The organism is Mesorhizobium sp. M7A.F.Ca.US.005.03.1.1, from assembly GCF_003997975.1.
GTDB classification, from domain to species: domain Bacteria; phylum Pseudomonadota; class Alphaproteobacteria; order Rhizobiales; family Rhizobiaceae; genus Mesorhizobium; species Mesorhizobium ciceri.
Window position 1 is genome coordinate 13,758 of record NZ_RZRO01000075.1, and the last position, 19,306, is coordinate 33,063.

Genomic DNA, 19,306 nt, shown 5'->3' on the forward strand with positions numbered 1-19,306 from the left:
GACCGGCTCCTGTTTCTGCTTACCGGTCATGTGGGTCCGGTTCTCCGCCAGCCACTTGCCGCGGCTTCGTTCCAGTCGCGCAATTGCTGAGAGCCTGCGTCGCTTCGGGCCAGGGAAGACGGCGAGAGGGTAGTTCATTGTCGTGACGGCGATGATTGTCATTGCGGCCTAAACACCCGTGGGCTGACATGTTCCTTGTGCTCGAAAATATTCCATGTGGTGCCTTCGCCAGAGCTACGGGTTCAATGCGGGAATGGTCTCGCGTCCAGGGTCGCGGCCCGCCTCGCCGAAAGCGGTGGCATTGCAGTGTGCGTGACCGTCACGGTATGCGGTCACCGCCTCTCCCCGGAATTCGACCACCTTGTTGACCACGACGATTTCCTGCACCTGCCTGTCTTCCTCCCTTCACATCTGATCGTTGTAGGGCTGCTTGGTTATCCCGACTTGCCTGGCCAGCTCGGCAAACGGTGGCACACCCGCTTCGAACTGTTTGGTGTTAGCCAACCGCAAAAGCCGCAAAGGAAAACAGACTGCGTCCCGGTTGGCGGGCGACATGTCCTCGAAGAGGCGCTCATCAGCCGTGAACGAGGCCTCCGCGGTTTTCAAAGCCATATCGATATCATCAACCGAAAGAAGGCCCCTCCGGACCAAGGCGTTATTGACGGCAGCGACCGCCATAAGCAAACCTTCCAATTGCAGGTTGGCGACGTTCATGGGCCATTGTCCTTCATATCGTTGGGCGCCCGTCTATCGATAATCCTGCTCCGGAAGCCTTGTGGCGTGCGGCGATGGGATTGCCGGCTTGCTAGAGCGTTTCGGCTGCGCGGCCGCGCCGGAACTGGCATCTGGTAGCGCCATGGCTTGGATCTCCGCTGGGCTGCTGGACAACTCTCCACATGCCTCGAGGTTCCGGATCGCCATGGCAACCTCGCAAGCAGAGGCAAGGCTTCAGCCGGAGCCAACAGCGTGTCTGTCGGCGAGCCATGGGCGGGAAATCTCGCGAATGGAACCGGAATACCACCACCGAACTCAGGCTGAGAAGTGCGTTCACCATAACCATGCCCTTTGAGGGTGGTCGCAACAAAAACTCTTCCGGTTCGGGCCCCTTGAAGTCGTCACGGACCTCGCCACCAAAGCCACCTCTTTTGGGCCGGCGCTTCAAATGCGATCAATCGGGTGGTTGCCAACTGCTCCTCGCGCGCTACCTGCTTCGCCCAAGCCGGGCGCGAAGGGTGGGAGCGTGCCTTCGGGGATCGAACAAATCCGGAGTGAACGTTGATCGCTCAATTCACCGCAGCGGGCGACGGACTTGCCTACGACATCTGCATTGTCGGAGGTGGCACTGTCGGCCTGGCCATTGCCGCGGCGCTCGAAAATGCAAAGCTACGCGTCTGCGTTCTGGAAGCGGGCGGCAGGTGGCAGACCAAGAGATCGCAGGAGCTCTACCACGGCATTGTCGCAGATCCCCTCGTCCACCCGCCTGTCCAGAATTTCCGGATACGAGCGCTGGGAGGATCGAGCCGAGCATGGGGTGGCCGCTGCGTGCCGTTCGATGGCATCGACTTCCAGAAGCGGGAATGGGTGTGCAATTCGGGCTGGCCGATCACCTATGAAACCCTGCTGCCCTACTACCGTCGGGCGCACGAGGTGATCGAGGTCGGGTCTTACGACTACGATCCAACAAGCGCGTTGCCTGGTTCTCGCGTTGAACTATTCGAGGGCGTCGACGGCGATTTGTTCAGGACCCGCCTGGAGCGGTTTAGTCGACCAACCAACGTGTGGAAACGGCTTTCCGGGTTGCTGCGGACTTCGCGTCATATCCACATCTGGTTAAACGCTGCGGCGACGGGAATTCGCCTGGCGCCGAACGGGCGTTGCGTCCACCACATCGACTGTGTTGACTTGAAGGGCACAAAGCGTGAGGTCACGGCTTGCCATTACATTGTAGCCGCCGGCGCGCTTTGAGACCACCCGATTGCTACTTGCCTCGAATGATGTGATGCCAGCTGGTATCGGCAACGCCCGAGATCAGCTCGGTCGTTTCTATATGGCCCATCTGGGAGGCACAGTCGGAGCACTAAAGTTGCCGAACGCCCAGCAGGCGGTTGCTTTTGGCTACGAGCGGGACGCGGCCGGCATCTACTGCCGAAGGCGGCTGTCGCTCACGGAGCGAGCGCAGCGGGAGCATTGCTTGCTCAACCAGATCTTCCGCACCCATCTCCCAGATCCAGCCGATCCCAGCCACAACGACCCGATCCTCTCGGCGATGTATCTCGTGAAAAGGACATTTCTCCCGAAACACCTCAGAGGTCGGCTGCAACATTCAATGACGCTGGACGAAAAGCTCGCGCACGTTCAGAACGTCGTATCCTCGCCAGTGCGCCTCGGGCGCTTCGGTTTGCGCTGGATGGCGAACAGAACTTTCGCACGGCGAAAGCTGCCCTCCATCGTATTGGGGCCGCGCGCCAATGTGGTCAATCTTGAGTTTCATTCGGAACAGGAGCCGAACCCCGCAAGCAGACTGACGTTGGTGAGCGAACGCGACCGATTGGGTATGCCGAAGCTGCGCGTCGATTGGAAAACCACGAGCAACGATCTCCAAAGCATCGCGCGCGCCTATCGACTGCTCGGTTGGAAGCTGGAGAAGATCGGAGCTACCATTTCAGGATTTGAACCTGGCCATGTGATCGAAATGGCAGACAAATCAGGCGCCATGGACGGTCATCACCTCGGTACCACGCGAATGTCTGCGAGCCCGACCGATGGGGTTGTTGACGCTGAATGCCGAGTTCATGGACTGATGAACCTGCACATCGCGGGCGGCTCGGTTCTGGCAACATCCAGCCAGGCGAATCCCACCTTGACGATCTTGGCCCTTGGGCTCCGTCTCGCGGACAGGCTTCGCCGGTGATGATCACACCGGCAGCTGCTGAGTGACTGCGCCCAACTCGCGCCTAACGTGGGCTGCTTCATCACATTCGGAGGCCGCTTCCTGTGTGTCAGGCTATCTGCTGCCCGCACGTATCGCGGCAGCGTCTCTAGTTCGAATGTGGGCAAGCTCGCCAGCGAGGCACGCATACTCGTAAGCTGGTGCTTAAGGCTCGTCCGCCACCTTCGCCATCGCTGTGCCATTAAGCGGCGAAAAACGACGCGACCGCGCAGCCTGTTGGCGGCTGTAAAGCATCCGAGCGCAGTTCGTTCGGACGCCGTGCAAGAACCGTGGCTCGGAGCAGGCCTTACCCGACTGGAGTCGATAGCGAGGAGAGGAGTGCTTCGTTCAAAATCCCGCCATCGTGCCAACTTGCGCGCTTGATTGTTCCATTTCAGCACGTGCGCCGCTGTCTCCATTTTTGCGACCGCTTGCCCGAAGTCGGGGTTCCTTAAAATCAAAGCGGCCGCCTCGCAACTTCGGCCGTAGTCGTACGTTGTGCGATTCACTGCGTAGGAGTTCACAACATGCCGATAACAACCCGGAAGCAAAAGAGCGACTTTGCCAATGACAAACCCATCCCCGAGGAGGATGCTGCCGTACTCGAGAGCATCGCCGGCCACGAGGATAGACACGGTGCGGGACCGGGCGTTTTGGGGTCCCACGACATCGAACAGCCGATCGGCGCGCAGCCTCGAAGCGAGATCACGGGCCGTCACGACGAGGGAGCCGGCGCAAATGAAACGGTCGACGGGTTGAGCGACACCGAAGAGATGACCCGCAGCTTCGCGGAAGACATCCCCACGGGATTAAGCGAAGGAGATGATGAAGACGTTCCGGTTTTTGAGCGAGGGCGGACCAGAACGGATCTTTGAACCAACGACAATGCTTCGCCCGCCGGCTCGGTGGCGTGGCCCTTAGAAGCGCCTCAGACTGGCTCACCCAAAAAACGCACCGCCGATCCCTCCCCACGCCGGCATGGAATTTATACAAACCCAGGAACGACATCAGGCGGCGGCGCTCAGCAGATTAGCAGATCCGAGGGGGAACAACCCGCCACGGTGATGGTTCGGTGGCATCAAAAAGTGATTGGGAACGATGGGTAAGAAGCCCAAACAGCCCTCAGAAGCCACGGCGGATCGTGAACAGGCGATCGAAGCGCTCTACTTTGCGCGCAAGTGCGGCCTCACCAAGGAGGAGGCACTCAAGATGCTCAGGGAAGCCCAAATCAGGATCGATGATGGACCCAAAAGGAGCTCCGGCAACCGAACTTAGAAGCGATCGTCGATCGCTCGTCTCAGCCAGCGGCGGCGCATGATCTTCTTCACCTCCGACACGCATTTCAACGATCCCCGTATTCTGCGGCTTGCCCCCCGCCCCTTCAGTTCATTGGCGGGGCATGACCAAGCACTGATTGAACTTTGGAACGAGACTGTTGCTCCAAGCGACGAGGTTTGGCACCTCGGCGACTTCGCCAAGGGATCTGCCGAGACAGTGTCTTCGCTGCTGTCCCGTCTCCACGGCACCAAGCACCTGATCATCGGCAACAACGACGGCGTGGTAACGCTCGGCGCTTCGGCTTGGGCTAGCGTGCAACACTACAAGGAGCTAACTGTCGAGGGCAGTTTCCTGGTTCTTTGCCACTACCCGTTCCGCACCTGGAACCAGATCGGCAAGAAATCAATAAACCTGCACGGCCATTCTCATGGCCGGCTGAAGCCAATGACGCGCCAGCACGATGTCGGGGTCGACGCCTGGGATTTTCGCCCAGTGACTTTTGCTGCCATTCAGGCCAGGCGCCGCCGAGGTTAGCGCAGCAGATGGCCGAACGATCGACGTCGTCACGTGGTGATGCTAGCCGCAAAGAAGAATCCAGAATCCCGCCCCAGGCGTATGCAGCCTTGCCTGGACTGCAGTAAAGCGGGACCGAGGAGCGCGCCACCCGTCTGCACAGCCGTCACTACCTTGGGACAGGCGTCGGCCCCGTCGTCACCACGGCGGAGCGCTGGCGCGCCAGTCGTTCATCTCGGAACGAGCTTCAATCGCCGTCCTTGGCGACCTCAGTGCCACATTCTCTCTCTAACCCACTTAAGAAACCTGTTCCCTCCGATTGACCGACGGACTCTAGCGGCAGCCCACTGCCCTCTGAACATGGTTCCGACATGGCAACTGCAGACGATGCCATGCAATTCCCCGTCAGACAGTTCGAAGAAGCGTTTTGCTTCCCCATAGGTGTCATCCTTCAGGCCCAACGCACGCAGTAGCGGGTCCTCGAAAGCCACTGTAATCGGCGAGCCCTCGCCGCGCGCTGCGTCGCGAGCTTCCCGCTTCAGATACTCAGTGCCGGTAAGCGCTCTCAGGCGTCGCTCGGGATGTTGTTCCAGCAACTCAGCCCAGCGCTCGATGCGCTGTTGGCGGGTCATGATCGGGTATGTCGACAGGGGTTCTACTTCTGCAATTGTCTGCAGTTGGCTTAGAGTTTGGTGTTCCATCGTCGGCTCCTTTTGATTGAAGTCCCTTCCCCACAAAAATTATCGCGCACCGAGGCGCTGACAAGAGCTGATAAGGCGGCCTTACCCGAGAATGGATCGCGATGACTGCGTGCTGACCTTCAGGAACCAAAGCGCGCAAACGATGTTTATTGACCGAAGGGCATCTTAATTCCTTGGAGAGTTGAAAATGAGAACCACCCTGATTCTGGGCGCGCTGGCCCTTTGCCTGGCCGCCCCTGCCGTGGCTTCGGCGGACTCAATCGTCATCACCACGAACAAGCATCACCGTCACCATAACAACCGCATTGCCGTCATCAACGAGGATGGAGCTCGCCTTCACCATCGCCGTCACGGCACGGAAGCCTTTTACGACAACGGCCAGCGCCATTGGCATCGCAAGCACCATCGCCGCGATCACGTGGTCGTCACCACGGGCTCGATCGAACGCCGCCATCACCGGCGCCACGTGATCATCGAGGACAACGACGACTAAGATAAGTCGTTTGCCTGGCTCCTGTTAAAAACTGGGAGCCGGGTCGCGATTGCTCTTGTTGGCCGGAACCAAACAGAACAGACGTACTTTATCGGTCGAAGGGACCGCAACCGAATTGGAAGCGCAACAATGGCTGAAAGTCTTGATTTCGAACTTGGACGTGCAAGGTTACGCGTCAAACGAGCCGAGAAATCGCTGTCGCGCGCGAAGGAGGAAACGGACCGGGAAAATGGCGTCGCAGTCAATATTGCCTTGTGCTGCAGGATTCGGGCAGCCCGACACTGCGTTATGGAGGCCGGGAGCGCCAAACCAGCATCGTTACGGGGCGTCATCAAATGACCTCCTATCGCAATGAAACGGAGGATTTGTCGTCATGACAATATTGTTTGAGCCGCTGGACTCGGACTATCACAAGCGCAGCGTGCTTTATCACGCGACGCGGTTGTCGATGCTACACGATCGAATGCTGATGCGTTTCGACAAGGTAGACGAAGCGGCCGATAAGGTTGAAGCCGCAGCGGCCGTGCTGGTCGATATCACCCACGGCTCTGCCGTCGAGGCGTTCCAAGACTCGGTGTTGCGGAATTCGCCGGCAGGTTTCCTTCGGATGGAAACGGGTCAGACCCTCGGGCTCTGAGCTGCGAGGAATGGCGCAAGCGCTTCCGCAGCTATGAGGGCCGACTAGCGAGGTCGCGCATCACGCGCCCGATGGGCGGGCTCTCGCGCGCGCTCAGCCACGCTTGCATAGGGGTTGCAAGGGGCCGCTCAGAACCCTGCCACGTTTCGACAGCGTACGCTCTTCGCCCGTGGAGACCGGCCCTGGTCGTCCCCACTTCACGCATATGCCACCTTTCGGTGGCCATGCGGATGCCCCGTGTGCACGCTCTCGGCGTTCGATGCTTTCGCTCGCCGTGAATCGCTTCTCGGTCGGCTATTCACGAGGTGCGCCACAGCGCGGCGGGCATGCTGTTGTCGGAAATCGCCGGCAGCTATCCACCACCACCAACGGATCCTCCTCTGACCCGAGGTGAGCAGGACATTGGAATTACCCGGTGCTGCGCGACAAGCACGCGTACCTCCAGGCACTGCACGACCAGCGCAATGCGCAACATTCTGGGCTCAGCCCTTCAACGAAGTCGCGGTGAAGGACGCAAGGACAACGGTGCATACGTGGCGACCAGCCTTGAAGCGACGATTCAGGATTGCTCCTGAATGCGCTGAGCACCGTCAATGCAAGGCCGCGAGCCTTACTGGCGGCACAATCGATCTGATCCGGCTTGCGAGGCTCGTTCGTGATGATGGAACAAGGCACGATGAGCGGGCACGTACGCTTCAGTGCTCAACCAGTGCGGGTTAAGGACCGAGCGAAGCCGTGTGCCCGTTGAGGGTGGCTGCAGCATACTCTGACCGACTTCTCGCGGGCAACGTCAAGACAGGAATGGATTCGTGCTTGACATATATGTTCCCTTTTTGTTCACTGCGCATGCCGGAGAGGCCGCCCGCCAGACTTATGCTGATCATCGCAGTCCACATAAAGGCGCTCAAAGGGATAATGCTGCTCAATGGCGCTCACTACATCACGCCTACGACACGCAAGGAGAACCGAGATGGGAACGATGTACCTGGACGCCGAGGCCAAAGCCGAGCTGCACTCTGAAGCCGTGAAGCTTATCGCCCGCTACGACAGCCCACTTGAGACCGTGAAGGCGCTGATGACCTACAACTGCGAGCTAGAGACTCAGATACTCGCTATAGCCCACAGGCATCCGGGGATAGTCTCCATTGGCTATGACGATACGCCCCCCGTCGTGGGATGACTGCGTGGACATTGCGAACTGATCCCGTCCCGCCCTACGATGACGACGATAGCGCGGATGAATGGAACGAGTCCTGACGCACTCGCGGCGCTCCGCACGGCAGGGCAAGGCCGGAGGACGAAATTGCCCATAAGCTGGCCGGATGCGACTTGGTATTACGATCCCTTGCGCGACAACCGGCAGTGTGAATTGTTCCCGGCGTGACAGGAGTGCTCTTTGGCCATGCATGACCTTATCGTTTTCATTCAAAGCAACTCTGCGCTGGTGGCGACTAACCCGCTGGCTTTTGCTACGTCTGCCGTATTGTTCGGCGGCGGCGGCTTTGCCGTTGGGCGCTATTTCCTTGCGGAGCGAATTGCCAATCTGGAAAGCCGGATTGCGAGGCGGGACGAGGAGATCACGGACCTGAAGGCCAAGCAGAAAGCACCGGAGCGGGAAGTCCCTGTGCCTCTGTTCGAGATGACAGAGATTCTTCCCCCTGCGCCACCCAACTTTAACCGGCTGTTGGTGAAAGACACCCTGCATGTCAAATAATTGCTCTCCCAACCCAAAGCCACCCAGGCTGATCGCAACCACGGCCTTCGACAATGAGACCGGCGACCTCCAACCCATCGTCGGGCCGGGCAGAGCTGCCGAGTGGACAGAGCGATGCGCACTGCCAAGACACTGGCGGACAAGCATGCTGGCGTCATTGCGTGGTCGCGCGAGGCTAACCCTTGGTGGGTGAATATGGCGGTGGATGCGGGACGACGAAAAGATCAGACAGGAATTGGCAACCCCTACTCCACGATCTTCCAATATGAATCCTTGCGGATCACCTTTCCGTCGCGAAATGTGTAAAAGTCGCAACCTTGAACTTCCTTTTTGACGCCCTCGCGGGTGGTGCCGGTGAGGGTCCATTTCGACATGCCCGTGTTGGCAGCCTCGTCCGCAAAGTGCTGCCCATTGCCGTAATGCACATCGGGCAAACCCTCAAAGCGTGTCGCAAGCGCGTCTCGCACGCTGCGCTTGCCCTCGAAGCGCGTTCCCCAAGGCTCGACGCCCCTTGGCATCTCCAGAACGCAGTCGTCGGCAAAGAACGCCATAATGCGACCGAGGTCGTGCGCGTTGAAGGCCTCGCACAGCTCCGTCAATGTGGCTCGAATGTCCATTCGCGAGGCTCCTCGAATTTCGAAGTAGGTCACTGGCGGCAGATCCGGTCAAGTGTCCAGCCAGACACCCTGGCTATGACCGGGATGGAGCGCGGCTTCCGCCACTCACCCCTTCTTAGCGAACGCCCAGACCATCAGCGGGTATTCCTCATCATTACGGAGATCCCGCCACAGGCCATAGGCGCGGACCGGGCCGCCGATATGGGCCCTCGCGCAGGCCTTGTTGCCCCAGCCGTGGACCTTGACGTTGACTTCCGCGAAGCCGCCCTCGACCATCAGCTGCTTGAGGCCGGCGGGCGTCCACCGGTTGTAGTCGTGCGGCCTAGCGTGGACGCGAAACAGGAAGGGTGTCGCCACCATCGCCCAACCGCCCGGTCGGGTCATGGCGTAGATGTTTTCCACCGCCGCCTGCGGCCGGCGCACATGCTCCAGCACCTGGTCGGCGATGACGATGGAATATTGCTCGTCGGTGCGGTCCCTGCAGATGTCGAAGGCGGGGAAATCGACCGAGCGGTAATTGGGGCACATCGCCCGCCAGGTGCGGTTCCAGCCGGGCGAGATCTCGATCACGTCGGCAGCCTTGCGGTTGCCGGCTTCGAGAAAGAGCGTGAATGCCTCGATCTGGCGGATGCGCAGCCAGTTGCGGGAATCGTAGCCAAGCAGCCGCTTGGCTGCCTGTTTGCCACGACTCTTCAGGGTGCCGGCAAGGCTATCAGTCATAACGACCTCCAGAACCCCGCCGTCCTTGCTGGTAGCACTATGTTATGGGCAAAAGATGACAACGCAGCGCCGCCGCCGGCGGCGCGATCAGAAAAAATGTACGACCAGGGCTATTCCTACAACGGAACCGTTCCCATTTCCCACTCAGACAACGGATGGGCAGACTACCCTCTGCTTAATAATCGCCGTTATAGTACCTGTCGTCGCACGGCGCCGTGTAGATGCGGCCGCGGCGGTCCTGGTAGCGGCACATTTGTTCGCCGCGCCGTTGCGGCGTAGTGGCCGAGCCGACGACGGCGCCGAGCAGGGCGCCGCCGGCAGCGCCGATGAGCGTGCTTTCGGTGTTGCCGCCGATGGCCTGACCGACCAGGGCGCCGCCGGCGCCGCCGATCAGAGCGCCAGTTCCGGCCCGCTGCTGGCCTTCGGTCTGCGCGCACCCCGCCAGTGCTGCGGTCATCAGCACGGTGGCTATGGCTTTGCGAAAATTCATCTGACGTCTCCCTTGAATGCCTGAAATCCCTATGGCTCGTCCCGTGCGGCCGCAATGCGGCGGAACGGGGGCACGAGCCCTCACGATAAAAGACATGGTTTCTCGGGTATTGATAGGAGTCTGCCTGCTATTTTCCGCGCTTCTCGGTTTATGGCAACAAGTCTCATTCGATACAAAGTGTCGATCAATGTGTAACGGGATTGTAGCCTCATACCGCTAGGATTGCCGGTCCAAGCGGACGTTCAATCTGCCTTTCAGGCACTGAATGATGGAACAGGCGCACACGGTCCGTCGACCTGCTGAGAACGCACAACGCGTGCGCGCAGCTCAATACGTGCGAATGTCCACTGACCACCAGAGCTACTCGATTGACAATCAGAAGGATGCAATCCGTGAATTCGCGGATGCGATGAATTACGACATCGTGGCCACATACGAGGACGCGGGTCGCAGCGGCTTGAATCTTGAAGGTCGCGCCGGCCTGCAAAGGCTGTTGGCGGATGTCGAAACGAAGAACGCAGATTTCGAAATCGTCATCGTCTACGACGTGAGCCGCTGGGGGCGATTCCCGAACCCCGATGAGAGTGCGTCGTACGAGTATCGGTGTCGCGTTGCCGGAGTGCGAATTGAATATTGTGGCGAACAGTTTGCAAACGATGGCAGCATCGGATCAGACCTGCTCAAGGCGATAAAGCGCACGATGGCGGCCGAGCACAGTCGGGTGTTGTCGGTCAAGGTGTTTGCCGGCCAGTCCAGGCTCATTCGAATGGGATACCGGCAGGGAGGGTCGTCCGGCCTGGGCCTGAGGCGCCGGCTCATCGACCAGCATGGGCGCACAAAGATCATGCTCGCTCTCAAAGAGTACAAGAGCCTCCAGACGGACCGGGTTATCCTCGTGCCTGGACCACCTGATGAAATTGCGACGGTGCGCTGGATCTATAATGAATACGTGAAGGCTGGTCGGACCGAGCTTCAGATTGCGCGGTCGTTGAATGCCAAGGGAGTGGTCACCGATCTCAACCGATCGTGGAAACGCGAATCCATTCACCAGATACTCAGCAACGAGAAGTATGTGGGCAACAACGTCTGGAACCGGCAGTCCTTCAAGCTCAAGCAAAGGAAGGTGACCAATGGTCCTGCCCAATTGGTGCGCGCCGATGGCGTTTTTGAACCCATTGTAGAGCGTAAACTTTTCGAACGGGCTCAGGCCATAGCCGACGCCCGCTCATCTAAGATGAGCAACGATCAGATGTTGGTTGTGCTCGCCCAACTTCTGAAGAGGCGCGGTACCCTTTCAGGCCCGATGATTGACGCGGCGGCTGACTGTCCGCCAAGCAGCCGCTATAGGAAAAAATTCGGCAGTCTGCTGCGGGCCTACAAGCTCGTTGGATACGATCCGTCTCAGAACTATCGATTTCTTGATATCAGAAGGCGGCTTCGTGAGATCTTCGCAGAAGTCGTGCATACGACAATCGCGACCATCGAGCGGGCGGGCGGAACTGCGGTGCGTCAGAGTGCTCTCGGCGTGCTTCGCGTCAACGATGAATTCACCGTAGCCATTGCGATGGGTCGCTGTCGCAACACGCCATACGGCTATCCTCATTGGGTGGCCTCTGCGCAACGGGGTCCCGCTGCGGACGTGAAAGTGGCCATCCGCATGAGCCCGGATAACCAGACGATCCTCGACTATCTGATTGCGCCAGCAAATGAGATTGGCGGGAAGCCCTTAAACTGCGCCTTGAACAAAAGGCTGGAATTCAACACTTTCTTCTACAAATCGCTGGATCCGCTGTTCGCCTTGGCCGAACGCGACGCCATCTCGGCCGCTCGCTGATGGTCACCGCCAACAGACCAATCTCGCTCCTGCGCCTTGACGCGATCAACATCACCAACCCGCGTGCGCGAGGCAAGAAATCCTTCCAGGACATTGTCGACAGCATCAAGAGCGTCGGCCTGAAGCGTCCCATCACGGTGACCACGAGGAATGTCGACGAAAGCGCTTTCACGCACGACCTGGTGTGCGGCCAGGGACGGATCGAGGCCTTCAGGTTGCTTGGCCAGACCGAGATTCCGGCGTTTGTGATAGAGGCAACTGACGCCGAGGCGCTGCTCAAAGGCTTGGTGGAAAATTGTGCTCGCCGGTATCACACCGCTTATGACCTTCTTCGCGACATCGGCCGGCTGAAAGAAAGCAACTATTCGGACGCCGACATCGCAGAAAAGATCGGTCTTTCGACCGAATATGTCAGAGGAGTTTCACGCCTCCTGTCGCAAGGCGAGCAGCGCCTTCTGCGGGCCGTCGACTCCGGCCAGATCCCGCTGTCGGTAGCAGTCGATATTTCCAGCGCAGACGAGCCCGGGATCCAGGCTGTTCTTCAGCTTGCCTATCAAAAGAACCAGCTGCGTGGTCATAAGCTTGTGATAGCGCGCCGCCTCATTGAGAACCGCCGCAGGCGGGGAAAAGGCCTGGGAACGTTCCTGCCAGAGCGCACGAAAAATCCTTCAGCGTCAGCGTTGATCAAGGCTTTCAAAGCGGACACGGACAGGAAACGCATTCTGGTCCGGAAAGCGGATGCGACGCGAAACCGCCTGCTGTTTGTAACACACGCCTTGCGGCAGCTGTTGGCAGAAGATGCATTCCAGGACCTTCTTGCGGCGGAAGGACTGAACACCCTTCCACGAAACCTGGCGGCCAGGATCAGCAGGGTTGAGCCCGCATGACCATAGAGCATCCTACCCTTCCGGACGTAAAATCCGCTTTTGAGCGTGATACAATCCGCCTTCGGCTTGAAGACATCCAGCCGCTTCACCTGATCACCGAAAGCACCAAGGGAACCCAAAAATACCAACAGGTCAGGTCGTCCGTTCGCGAGATCGGACTGGTGGAACTGCCCGTAGTCGCAAGGGACAAGGACACGCCTGGAAAGTACCTCTCGGTCGACGGACACATGCGCATTGAGATCTTGCGGGAGATGGGCATCACTGAGGTTGATTGTTTGATCGCCAACGATGACGAGGCGTTCACCTACAACAAACGGGTAAGCCGGCTCGCGACGATCCAGGAACACTTCATGATCCTGAAGGCCATCGACAGCGGCGTCCCCGAAGAGACCATCGCGAGAACCCTAAATGTCAACATCGGCCAAATCAGGCTCAAAAAGCATCTGCTAAAAGGGATATGCCCGGAAGCGATCGACATGCTCAAGGACCGCTTCGTTCCGACCAACACGTTTATCGAACTGCGAAAGCTGGCAGCCGTGCGTCAGATCGAGGCGGCGCAACTGATGATCGCCATGAACAAGTTCTCCATCAACTACGCAAAGTCGCTGGTCGGCGCGACCGCGCCCTCACAGCTTGCCAATACGTCGCAGCCGAAAAAGCTAGCCGGACTGAGCGATGCTCAGATCGCATTGATGGAGAACGAATCAACCAAACTCGATAAGGAATACCAGCTTGTCGAGGAGAGCTACGGATCCGACCACCTGGATCTGGTGGTGGCCAGGGGGTATGTCGGCCGGTTGCTGGAGAACGCGCGTGTCGTTCGATATCTCGCGCAGAATTTCCCGGAGATTCTCTCGGAATTTCAGAAGATGGCCGTTGCTGGCTGAACCACCTGTCTAGCTAGTCTCTGCGAAGAGGCATTCCCGCCGATACGGTCGGCAATCGGCCGATGAGCACTCCTTGCCGCTTATTTGCGAAAAAAGATTTTGATAGCCACCTTAACTCGGCGCGCCCTGATTACGGCCGCGCCAATCGACGGCAACTGCTTGCCGCCTGCGCGGCCGTTTCAATCGAGGATGCCGGCCTTTCGCAGATATCCCAGGAGTCTGGTAGGGGCATCGTTGTAGCTGATAGATGACTGCTCGGCCATGCTCAGCGAGCACCAGGCCGCTATTTCGGTAACCAAGGCCTCGCCTCCATCGATGGGCGCCGAAACAAGGTGTCCGTCATTGCCCATAGCGATTGCAACGGTGCCGTCCGCACCGTATCCGATCGCCGCAATTCTTTGAAATCGCCGGTCGCCATCGACACGGACGTCGAACAGTACCGAGCCGGCAGTCTTTTCTGCCGCGTCTTCCACCCGTTCGGAAAACGGGCGATTCATGCAGCCTAGATTTGACAGCGACTGTTCAAACAAGACGAGTTCAACGTACTGCGCATTCATGATGCGACTATGGGCGCGCGGGAGCAGCCGGCAATCCTGCCGTGGCCATTTCACACAGGAAACCCGAGTTGGGCGGGCAATCGAATTTGACACAGGGGCATTGTCCTGACTGCCGAAAGCGGATCTTCTTTCCCGAACGTCGCTATTTCGAGTTGAAGGTTGCAGCGGCATGAGAGGGATCAGACGCTGGCCAAGCGTAAGGGTCTCGAACTGGACCTGCGCGAGGAGCTGCAAACGCCTGGCCAAATCCGGGTGCATTATCAGTCGCTTTACGCCGCCGACACCAACAGTATGACGGGCGTCGAAGCCCTCGCACGCTGGCCTAGACCGGGTGCATTGGCCGATCGAGACCTGGCAGTGAACGTATCGGATTGCAACTGAACAATCCGAGCTTTGCCACGAAAGTGTCGGCATCTTGTTGGAAACGCAAATGGATCCGCGGCGGCTCGGTTTGGAGTTTACGGAAAGCACGCTCTCCCAGCGTCCGACGGAATGCCCGCGCAAGCTGGCTGCGACCAGCTACAAGGCTTTTTACTTTCCTGACCGATGCCGAACCAGAAACTTCAGGATCTCTTCGACGACGGATCAAGGCGGGCGCCCGCCTGACAATGCGATTATGTGATTTCCAGGCGGTCCACAGGGCGCTGCCGCGATCAGCCTAGCCGTTCATCGGGTGCAAGGCGGGAGATTAGGCCGCAAATCGAGAAACGCAGCCCCTCCGGCGCAAAGTCGAGATCCGGAGGCTGTCCGAACAGGCTCGTCAAGGCAGCGCGCATATAGCGTGTCCCATATCCCACTCGCGAGGGCTCGACTACCGTTGGTCCTCCTGCTTCGGTCCATCTCAACGCCAGCACTGGTTCCGAGCTCGACGCTATATTCCATTCCAGGCGTATTCTGCCTTCGGGACGGGACAAGCCGCCATATTTGATGGCGTTTGTCGCTAGTTCATGAAGTGAGAGGGCAAGAGTTGTGCCGGCATCGCGCGACAGCAGCACCTCGGGTCCGTCGATCGTGATGGCAGCTTGTTTCTTGGAAAGGTATGGCGCGAGGACCGATTTTGCGACATCCGTCAAGGCCACGGTCTCGCCACCGGCAGCAAAAACTGCAGAATGAACATCCGACAAGGCTCTCAATCGCCCTTTGAAGTCTTCTGCAAGCCCTTCTGCCGAGATCGCACCGCGCCTGGTCATATCGAAGATGGATATGACGGTCGCCAGGATGTTTTTCACTCGATGATTTAGCTCAAGGCGGAGTTCCGTCTCCCGCTCAAGATAGTCACGCACGTCGCGCTGGCGAATTCTGGTGAGGAGTGCCGACTGGATTCCGCTTATCAGTTCGAGCGCAGCCACTGGACGCTGATAGTATATCTGGCGCGAACGTGGCCAGGCAGCACTCAGCGCCGCTTGGATGCGTGACTGCTGTGCCCCACGGTCCAACAAAACAACGATTGGAATTTCCGACCAATTGGGCTGCGCCTGAAGGAAACCTTCAACTGTTGCGATCGCCTGAGGATTCAAGGCTTCGTGGGTGACAACCAGCACTCCAGGAGACAGTGCAAGCAATCCCTCTAAGTCCTCGGGGCTCGCCGCTCGAGCCCGTAAACCACGTTCCTGCAGCAGGGAGGCGGTGTAACCGGCATCCTTGCGGTAAGGCGCCAAAATGAGCACCCAATCCAGTGTTCCCAGCCCGTTTCGCTCGACGTCGCTCACGTCTCGGGCAGAGGATTGTAGGCAACCACGGAAACGCCGGAACTCGCGATGAAAAGTTCCCGGACATCGAGATCGTGGGGACCGTGGCGTTTCTTGACAACCGTGATATTGCGCCTAAGGCGGCCTTCATGCTCGGACATGCGCAGCAGAAGCACGGTGTCGCCGAGAAAACTGACGTCCACGTCGATCCCAACATTCTGCCCGAGCAAACCATGCTGGGCGACAATGAGCATGGTTAGCACGTCAGCGCGAGCGAGATGTTTCAGGAGAGACTGGATGTCCAGCACCGCCTTTTCCCGGTGGGGAAGAGAATTCAGATAGCCGGTGAAGCTGTCAATCACGACTACCCGGGTATTGTTGCGACTGACGACTTGCTGCACAATCTGGCCGAACTCTCCGGGCGAGATTTCGTTCGGACTAAAATCGTAGATGACGAGTTGGCCGTCCTTGTAGAACTGCCGAAGATCCATCCCAAGGCCTTCGGACCGGCGAAAGAAAGTCTCCAGCCGCTCCTCAAACAGGAACAGGGCCACGCTCTCGCTCCGTTGAAGCGCGGCAGTGGCGTAAAGCGACGACATCGTCGACTTGCCTGTCCCCGACTGACCAATCACGAGCGTTATGGTTCCCGATTCCTGGCCGCCGCCGAACATCTCGTCGAGAGCGGCTACCCCTGATTTGATCAGTTGCGGCTTGGTCACTTCGGCAGGCGACCCGGGCACAATCCTCGGAAACACCACAACGCCTTCACCCTCGCGAATGGCCATATCGTGATAACCGTCTGCAAACGGCACGCCGCGCATTTTGCTGACTTCAACACGCCGGCGCACGCCGCCGTAATCCTCGAGAGATTTATCAAGCCGGATCACGCCGTGGGCAATGCCCTCGATTTCCTCGCCATTGTGATCGCCTCCGCTGGTCTGGGTGTCGAGCAACACTGCCACAATGCCCCGCTTGGCCAGGAAGGCCTTGAAACCAATCAGCTCGCGCCGGAACCTCGGTGTGTCGCCGGTAATCAGCCGGATCTCGAGCAGCGAGTCATAAACAAGCCTGTGTGGCTTGTGTTCTTCAATCGCGCGTTCAATCGCCTTGCGCGTCTCATCCAATCGAAGGTCCGCAGTCTGGAATATCGTCTGATCGGCCGCTCCGCTCAAGGTCTCCGAAGCGGACAATTCCTCAACGCGGATGCCATCAAGCGTCCAGCCGTGTGAGGACGCAATCGCTTGCAGTTCGGCGGCGGTTTGCGAAAGGCTGACATAGATGCAGCGTTCACCGGCTGCCACACCAGCGCGCAGGAATTGCAACGCCGCGGTCGTCTTGCCTGCGCCTGGATCGCCTTGCACGATGTAGAAATTTGAAGCGGGCAATCCACCGCGAAGAATTTCGTCCAAGCCGGCAATGCCGGAACTTACAACGGGCTGCTTCTTTCGCTCGGTCATTCCGCCATCGTCTCCAAACAGGAATCGCAAGCCGCCAGTATCACAGGTTCGAAGTAGAACTGGGTGGAGCGATCGGCGGCCCGGCCCGGTATCTGAAATTCCAATTTCTGTAACGGCCGCGCCCCCGTCAGGCAAGTAGCTCGTTGCAGGCCACGGCAGTCACGGCCTGTGCCACAGCGCGTCCCATCGTCTGTGGAACCATCCAAGACGCCAGCAGTTTCACAGAGTTAACAAATGAACGGATGGGGTATGATTCAAGGGACCGTCGATAAAGCCGATGAGGATCGCTACCGCGTTCTCGTCGAGGCCGTTACTGATTATGCGATCTATATGTTGGACCGTTCGGGAACCGTGACGAGTTGGAACGCGGGGGCCGAGCGGTTCAAAGGCTATTCCGCGAGCGAGATCATCGGTCAGCATTTCTCGTGCTTCTACACGGAGGAGGATCGCGAAGCTGGTCTTCCATCGCGGACTCTGGAGACAGCAGCCCGCGATGGCAAATTTGAGACCGAGGGCTGGAGGGTTCGTCGCGACGGGACTCCTTTCTGGGCTCACGTTGTGGTTGATCCTATACTCGATCCAAGCGGCAAACTAACCGGCTTCGCCAAAGTCACCCGTGATCTTACCGAGCGCAAGAAAGCGGAGGAGGAAATCCGGAAAAATCAGGAGCAGTTCCAACGTCTGGTTCAGGGCGTGACGGACTACGCGATCTACATGCTTGATCCTGAAGGCGTAATCACGAGCTGGAACTCGGGTGCAGAACGCATCAAAGGTTACTCGGCCGACGAAATAATCGGCAGGCACTTTTCGCAATTCTACACGCCCGAGGATCGCGAGCGAGGCAGTCCGCAAAGTGCCCTGGAGATCGCCGCCCGTGAAGGGCGAGTTGAGCGCGAAGGCTGGCGTATACGCAAAGACGGCACTGCGTTCTGGTCCCACGTGGTCATCGACGCCATTCGGCACGAGGATGGCGAACTCCTGGGGTTCGCGAAGATCACACGCGACATTACGGAGCGGAAGAAGGCGCAGGAGTCCCTGGATCAGGCACGTGAGGCCCTTTTCCACTCCCAAAAAATGGATGCGATCGGCAAACTGACGGGCGGCGTCGCTCACGATTTCAACAATTTGCTGATGGCGATTCTGGGTAGTCTTGAGCTGCTCCGCAAACGGCTTCCCGACGATCCACAATTGCTGCGTCTTCTCGACAACGCGGTGCTCGGCGCGCGACGGGGAGCGTCCTTGACGCAGCGCATGCTGGCCTTTGCCCGGCGGCAGCAACTCGATCCAAAGCCTGTCGATTTGATAGGGCTCATACACGGAATGAAGGATCTCTTGGAACGATCGCTGGGCTCAAGGGCGATCATAGAGACGAAATTTCCGCTCTCGCTTGATCGTGTGATGGTTGATGAAAGTCAAATCGAACTCGCATTGCTCAATCTGTGCGTCAATGCCAGGGACGCGATGCCTGGCGGCGGAACGATCGTCATCTCCACTCGGATGGAACAGGTCGGCGAAAGCAAAGAGGCTGGCTTGGCCCCGGGCCCCTACGTCTGCCTCTCGGTAGCAGACGCTGGCGAAGGAATGGACGAAGAAACACTAGCTCGGGCGACAGAACCGTTCTTCACCACAAAAGGCGTAGGCAAAGGCACGGGTCTCGGTCTGTCTATGGTCCATGGGATGACAGAACAAATGGGCGGGCGCCTGACGCTTAGGAGCCGCAAGGGAGCAGGAACGACGGCGGAACTGTGGCTGCCGGTGGCCACCGCGAGCTCGGAAGTCGCGCGCGGGCCGGATGTTCTTGCCGAGGAAGCCATTGAGACGGCGTCGCTGCGGATTCTGGCAGTGGATGACGATGCGCTGGTCCTTTTGAATACCGCGGCAATGCTCGAGGATCTCGGCCATAC

General features: G+C 58.8%; 21 protein-coding genes. 12 read left to right on the forward strand and 9 right to left on the reverse strand.

The window, feature by feature from the left end:
• Positions 1 to 234: 234 nt before the first annotated feature.
• Together EN990_RS35570 and EN990_RS25340 are read right to left on the reverse strand one after the other, a co-directional pair.
• Positions 235 to 387, reverse strand: a complete 153-nt coding sequence (locus EN990_RS35570) for a hypothetical protein (protein ID WP_156949289.1) — start codon at positions 385 to 387, stop codon at positions 235 to 237.
• A gap of 18 nt (positions 388 to 405) precedes the next feature.
• The gene (locus tag EN990_RS25340) at positions 406 to 714 is read right to left on the reverse strand and encodes a hypothetical protein (protein WP_027161855.1); all 309 of its coding nucleotides are present in this window, start codon (positions 712 to 714) and stop codon (positions 406 to 408) included.
• A 561-nt stretch (positions 715 to 1,275) separates the two neighbouring features.
• Here EN990_RS25340 and EN990_RS35575 point away from each other — a divergent pair.
• From EN990_RS35575 to EN990_RS25360, 4 genes are all read left to right on the forward strand, one after another.
• Positions 1,276 to 1,965 (forward strand): FAD-dependent oxidoreductase, encoded by a 690-nt coding sequence (locus EN990_RS35575; protein WP_164766153.1) that lies wholly within the window; start codon positions 1,276 to 1,278, stop codon positions 1,963 to 1,965.
• A gap of 34 nt (positions 1,966 to 1,999) precedes the next feature.
• On the forward strand, positions 2,000 to 2,911 hold the full coding sequence (locus EN990_RS35580) for a GMC family oxidoreductase (protein ID WP_164766154.1): 912 nt from the start codon (positions 2,000 to 2,002) through the stop codon (positions 2,909 to 2,911).
• 545 nt (positions 2,912 to 3,456) lie between these two features.
• Positions 3,457 to 3,804 carry a hypothetical protein gene (locus tag EN990_RS25350; RefSeq protein ID WP_127385332.1) on the forward strand — a complete coding sequence of 116 codons (348 nt, stop codon included), beginning with the start codon at positions 3,457 to 3,459 and terminating at the stop codon, positions 3,802 to 3,804.
• Positions 3,805 to 4,243: 439 nt separating this feature from the next.
• Entirely contained in the window at positions 4,244 to 4,741 is a 498-nt protein-coding gene (locus tag EN990_RS25360; protein ID WP_127368948.1) for a metallophosphoesterase family protein, read from the forward strand.
• Positions 4,742 to 4,989: 248 nt separating this feature from the next.
• Here the strand turns inward: EN990_RS25360 and EN990_RS25365 are convergent, their stop codons facing one another.
• Entirely contained in the window at positions 4,990 to 5,421 is a 432-nt protein-coding gene (locus EN990_RS25365) for a hypothetical protein (RefSeq protein WP_127368947.1), read from the reverse strand.
• Positions 5,422 to 5,608: 187 nt separating this feature from the next.
• Between EN990_RS25365 and EN990_RS25370 the strand changes: the two genes are divergently transcribed.
• The 4 genes from EN990_RS25370 to EN990_RS25390 all read left to right on the forward strand — a co-directional run bounded on the left by EN990_RS25370 (position 5,609) and on the right by EN990_RS25390 (position 8,265).
• The gene (locus EN990_RS25370; protein WP_127296085.1) at positions 5,609 to 5,914 is read left to right on the forward strand and encodes a hypothetical protein; all 306 of its coding nucleotides are present in this window, start codon (positions 5,609 to 5,611) and stop codon (positions 5,912 to 5,914) included.
• A gap of 373 nt (positions 5,915 to 6,287) precedes the next feature.
• Positions 6,288 to 6,551, forward strand: coding sequence for a hypothetical protein (locus EN990_RS25380; RefSeq protein WP_127368945.1), 264 nt, complete (start codon positions 6,288 to 6,290; stop codon positions 6,549 to 6,551).
• 970 nt (positions 6,552 to 7,521) lie between these two features.
• Positions 7,522 to 7,731: a hypothetical protein gene (locus tag EN990_RS25385; protein WP_127296082.1), complete on the forward strand. Its 210-nt coding sequence runs from the start codon at positions 7,522 to 7,524 to the stop codon at positions 7,729 to 7,731.
• Between the two features lie 222 nt (positions 7,732 to 7,953).
• On the forward strand, positions 7,954 to 8,265 hold the full coding sequence (locus EN990_RS25390; RefSeq protein ID WP_127368951.1) for a hypothetical protein: 312 nt from the start codon (positions 7,954 to 7,956) through the stop codon (positions 8,263 to 8,265).
• Between the two features lie 245 nt (positions 8,266 to 8,510).
• On the opposite strand, the gene EN990_RS25400 is transcribed toward EN990_RS25390, so the two are convergent.
• From EN990_RS25400 to EN990_RS25410, 3 genes are all read right to left on the reverse strand, one after another.
• On the reverse strand, positions 8,511 to 8,882 hold the full coding sequence (locus EN990_RS25400; protein WP_127368944.1) for a nuclear transport factor 2 family protein: 372 nt from the start codon (positions 8,880 to 8,882) through the stop codon (positions 8,511 to 8,513).
• A 105-nt stretch (positions 8,883 to 8,987) separates the two neighbouring features.
• A complete protein-coding gene (locus EN990_RS25405) occupies positions 8,988 to 9,602 on the reverse strand; it encodes a methyltransferase domain-containing protein (protein WP_127388416.1) in 615 nt (204 codons plus the stop codon).
• Between the two features lie 175 nt (positions 9,603 to 9,777).
• On the reverse strand, positions 9,778 to 10,092 hold the full coding sequence (locus EN990_RS25410) for a YMGG-like glycine zipper-containing protein (RefSeq protein WP_127368942.1): 315 nt from the start codon (positions 10,090 to 10,092) through the stop codon (positions 9,778 to 9,780).
• A gap of 265 nt (positions 10,093 to 10,357) precedes the next feature.
• On the opposite strand from EN990_RS25410, the gene EN990_RS25415 reads away from it, so the two are divergent.
• From EN990_RS25415 to EN990_RS25425, 3 genes are read left to right on the forward strand one after another with little or no spacing between them, the layout of a single operon-like run.
• The gene (locus EN990_RS25415) at positions 10,358 to 11,926 is read left to right on the forward strand and encodes a recombinase family protein (protein WP_245469208.1); all 1,569 of its coding nucleotides are present in this window, start codon (positions 10,358 to 10,360) and stop codon (positions 11,924 to 11,926) included.
• A complete protein-coding gene (locus EN990_RS25420) occupies positions 11,926 to 12,813 on the forward strand; it encodes a plasmid partitioning protein RepB C-terminal domain-containing protein (RefSeq protein WP_127388417.1) in 888 nt (295 codons plus the stop codon). The genes EN990_RS25415 and EN990_RS25420 overlap by 1 nt, the downstream gene beginning before the upstream one ends.
• Positions 12,810 to 13,700, forward strand: a complete 891-nt coding sequence (locus tag EN990_RS25425; protein WP_127388418.1) for a plasmid partitioning protein RepB C-terminal domain-containing protein — start codon at positions 12,810 to 12,812, stop codon at positions 13,698 to 13,700. Before EN990_RS25420 ends, EN990_RS25425 begins: the two co-directional genes overlap by 4 nt.
• Positions 13,701 to 13,879: 179 nt before the next feature.
• On the opposite strand, the gene EN990_RS36290 is transcribed toward EN990_RS25425, so the two are convergent.
• From EN990_RS36290 to EN990_RS25445, 3 genes are all read right to left on the reverse strand, one after another.
• Positions 13,880 to 14,515, reverse strand: a complete 636-nt coding sequence (locus tag EN990_RS36290; RefSeq protein ID WP_245461061.1) for a hypothetical protein — start codon at positions 14,513 to 14,515, stop codon at positions 13,880 to 13,882.
• Between the two features lie 395 nt (positions 14,516 to 14,910).
• Positions 14,911 to 15,966: a sensor histidine kinase gene (locus EN990_RS25440; RefSeq protein WP_127369690.1), complete on the reverse strand. Its 1,056-nt coding sequence runs from the start codon at positions 15,964 to 15,966 to the stop codon at positions 14,911 to 14,913.
• Positions 15,963 to 17,402 (reverse strand): ATPase domain-containing protein, encoded by a 1,440-nt coding sequence (locus EN990_RS25445; RefSeq protein ID WP_013525068.1) that lies wholly within the window; start codon positions 17,400 to 17,402, stop codon positions 15,963 to 15,965. Before EN990_RS25445 ends, EN990_RS25440 begins: the two co-directional genes overlap by 4 nt.
• A gap of 234 nt (positions 17,403 to 17,636) precedes the next feature.
• On the opposite strand from EN990_RS25445, the gene EN990_RS25450 reads away from it, so the two are divergent.
• Positions 17,637 to 19,306, forward strand: a 1,670-nt coding sequence (locus EN990_RS25450) for a PAS domain-containing sensor histidine kinase (RefSeq protein WP_164766155.1), incomplete at its 3' end; no start/stop codon positions are given.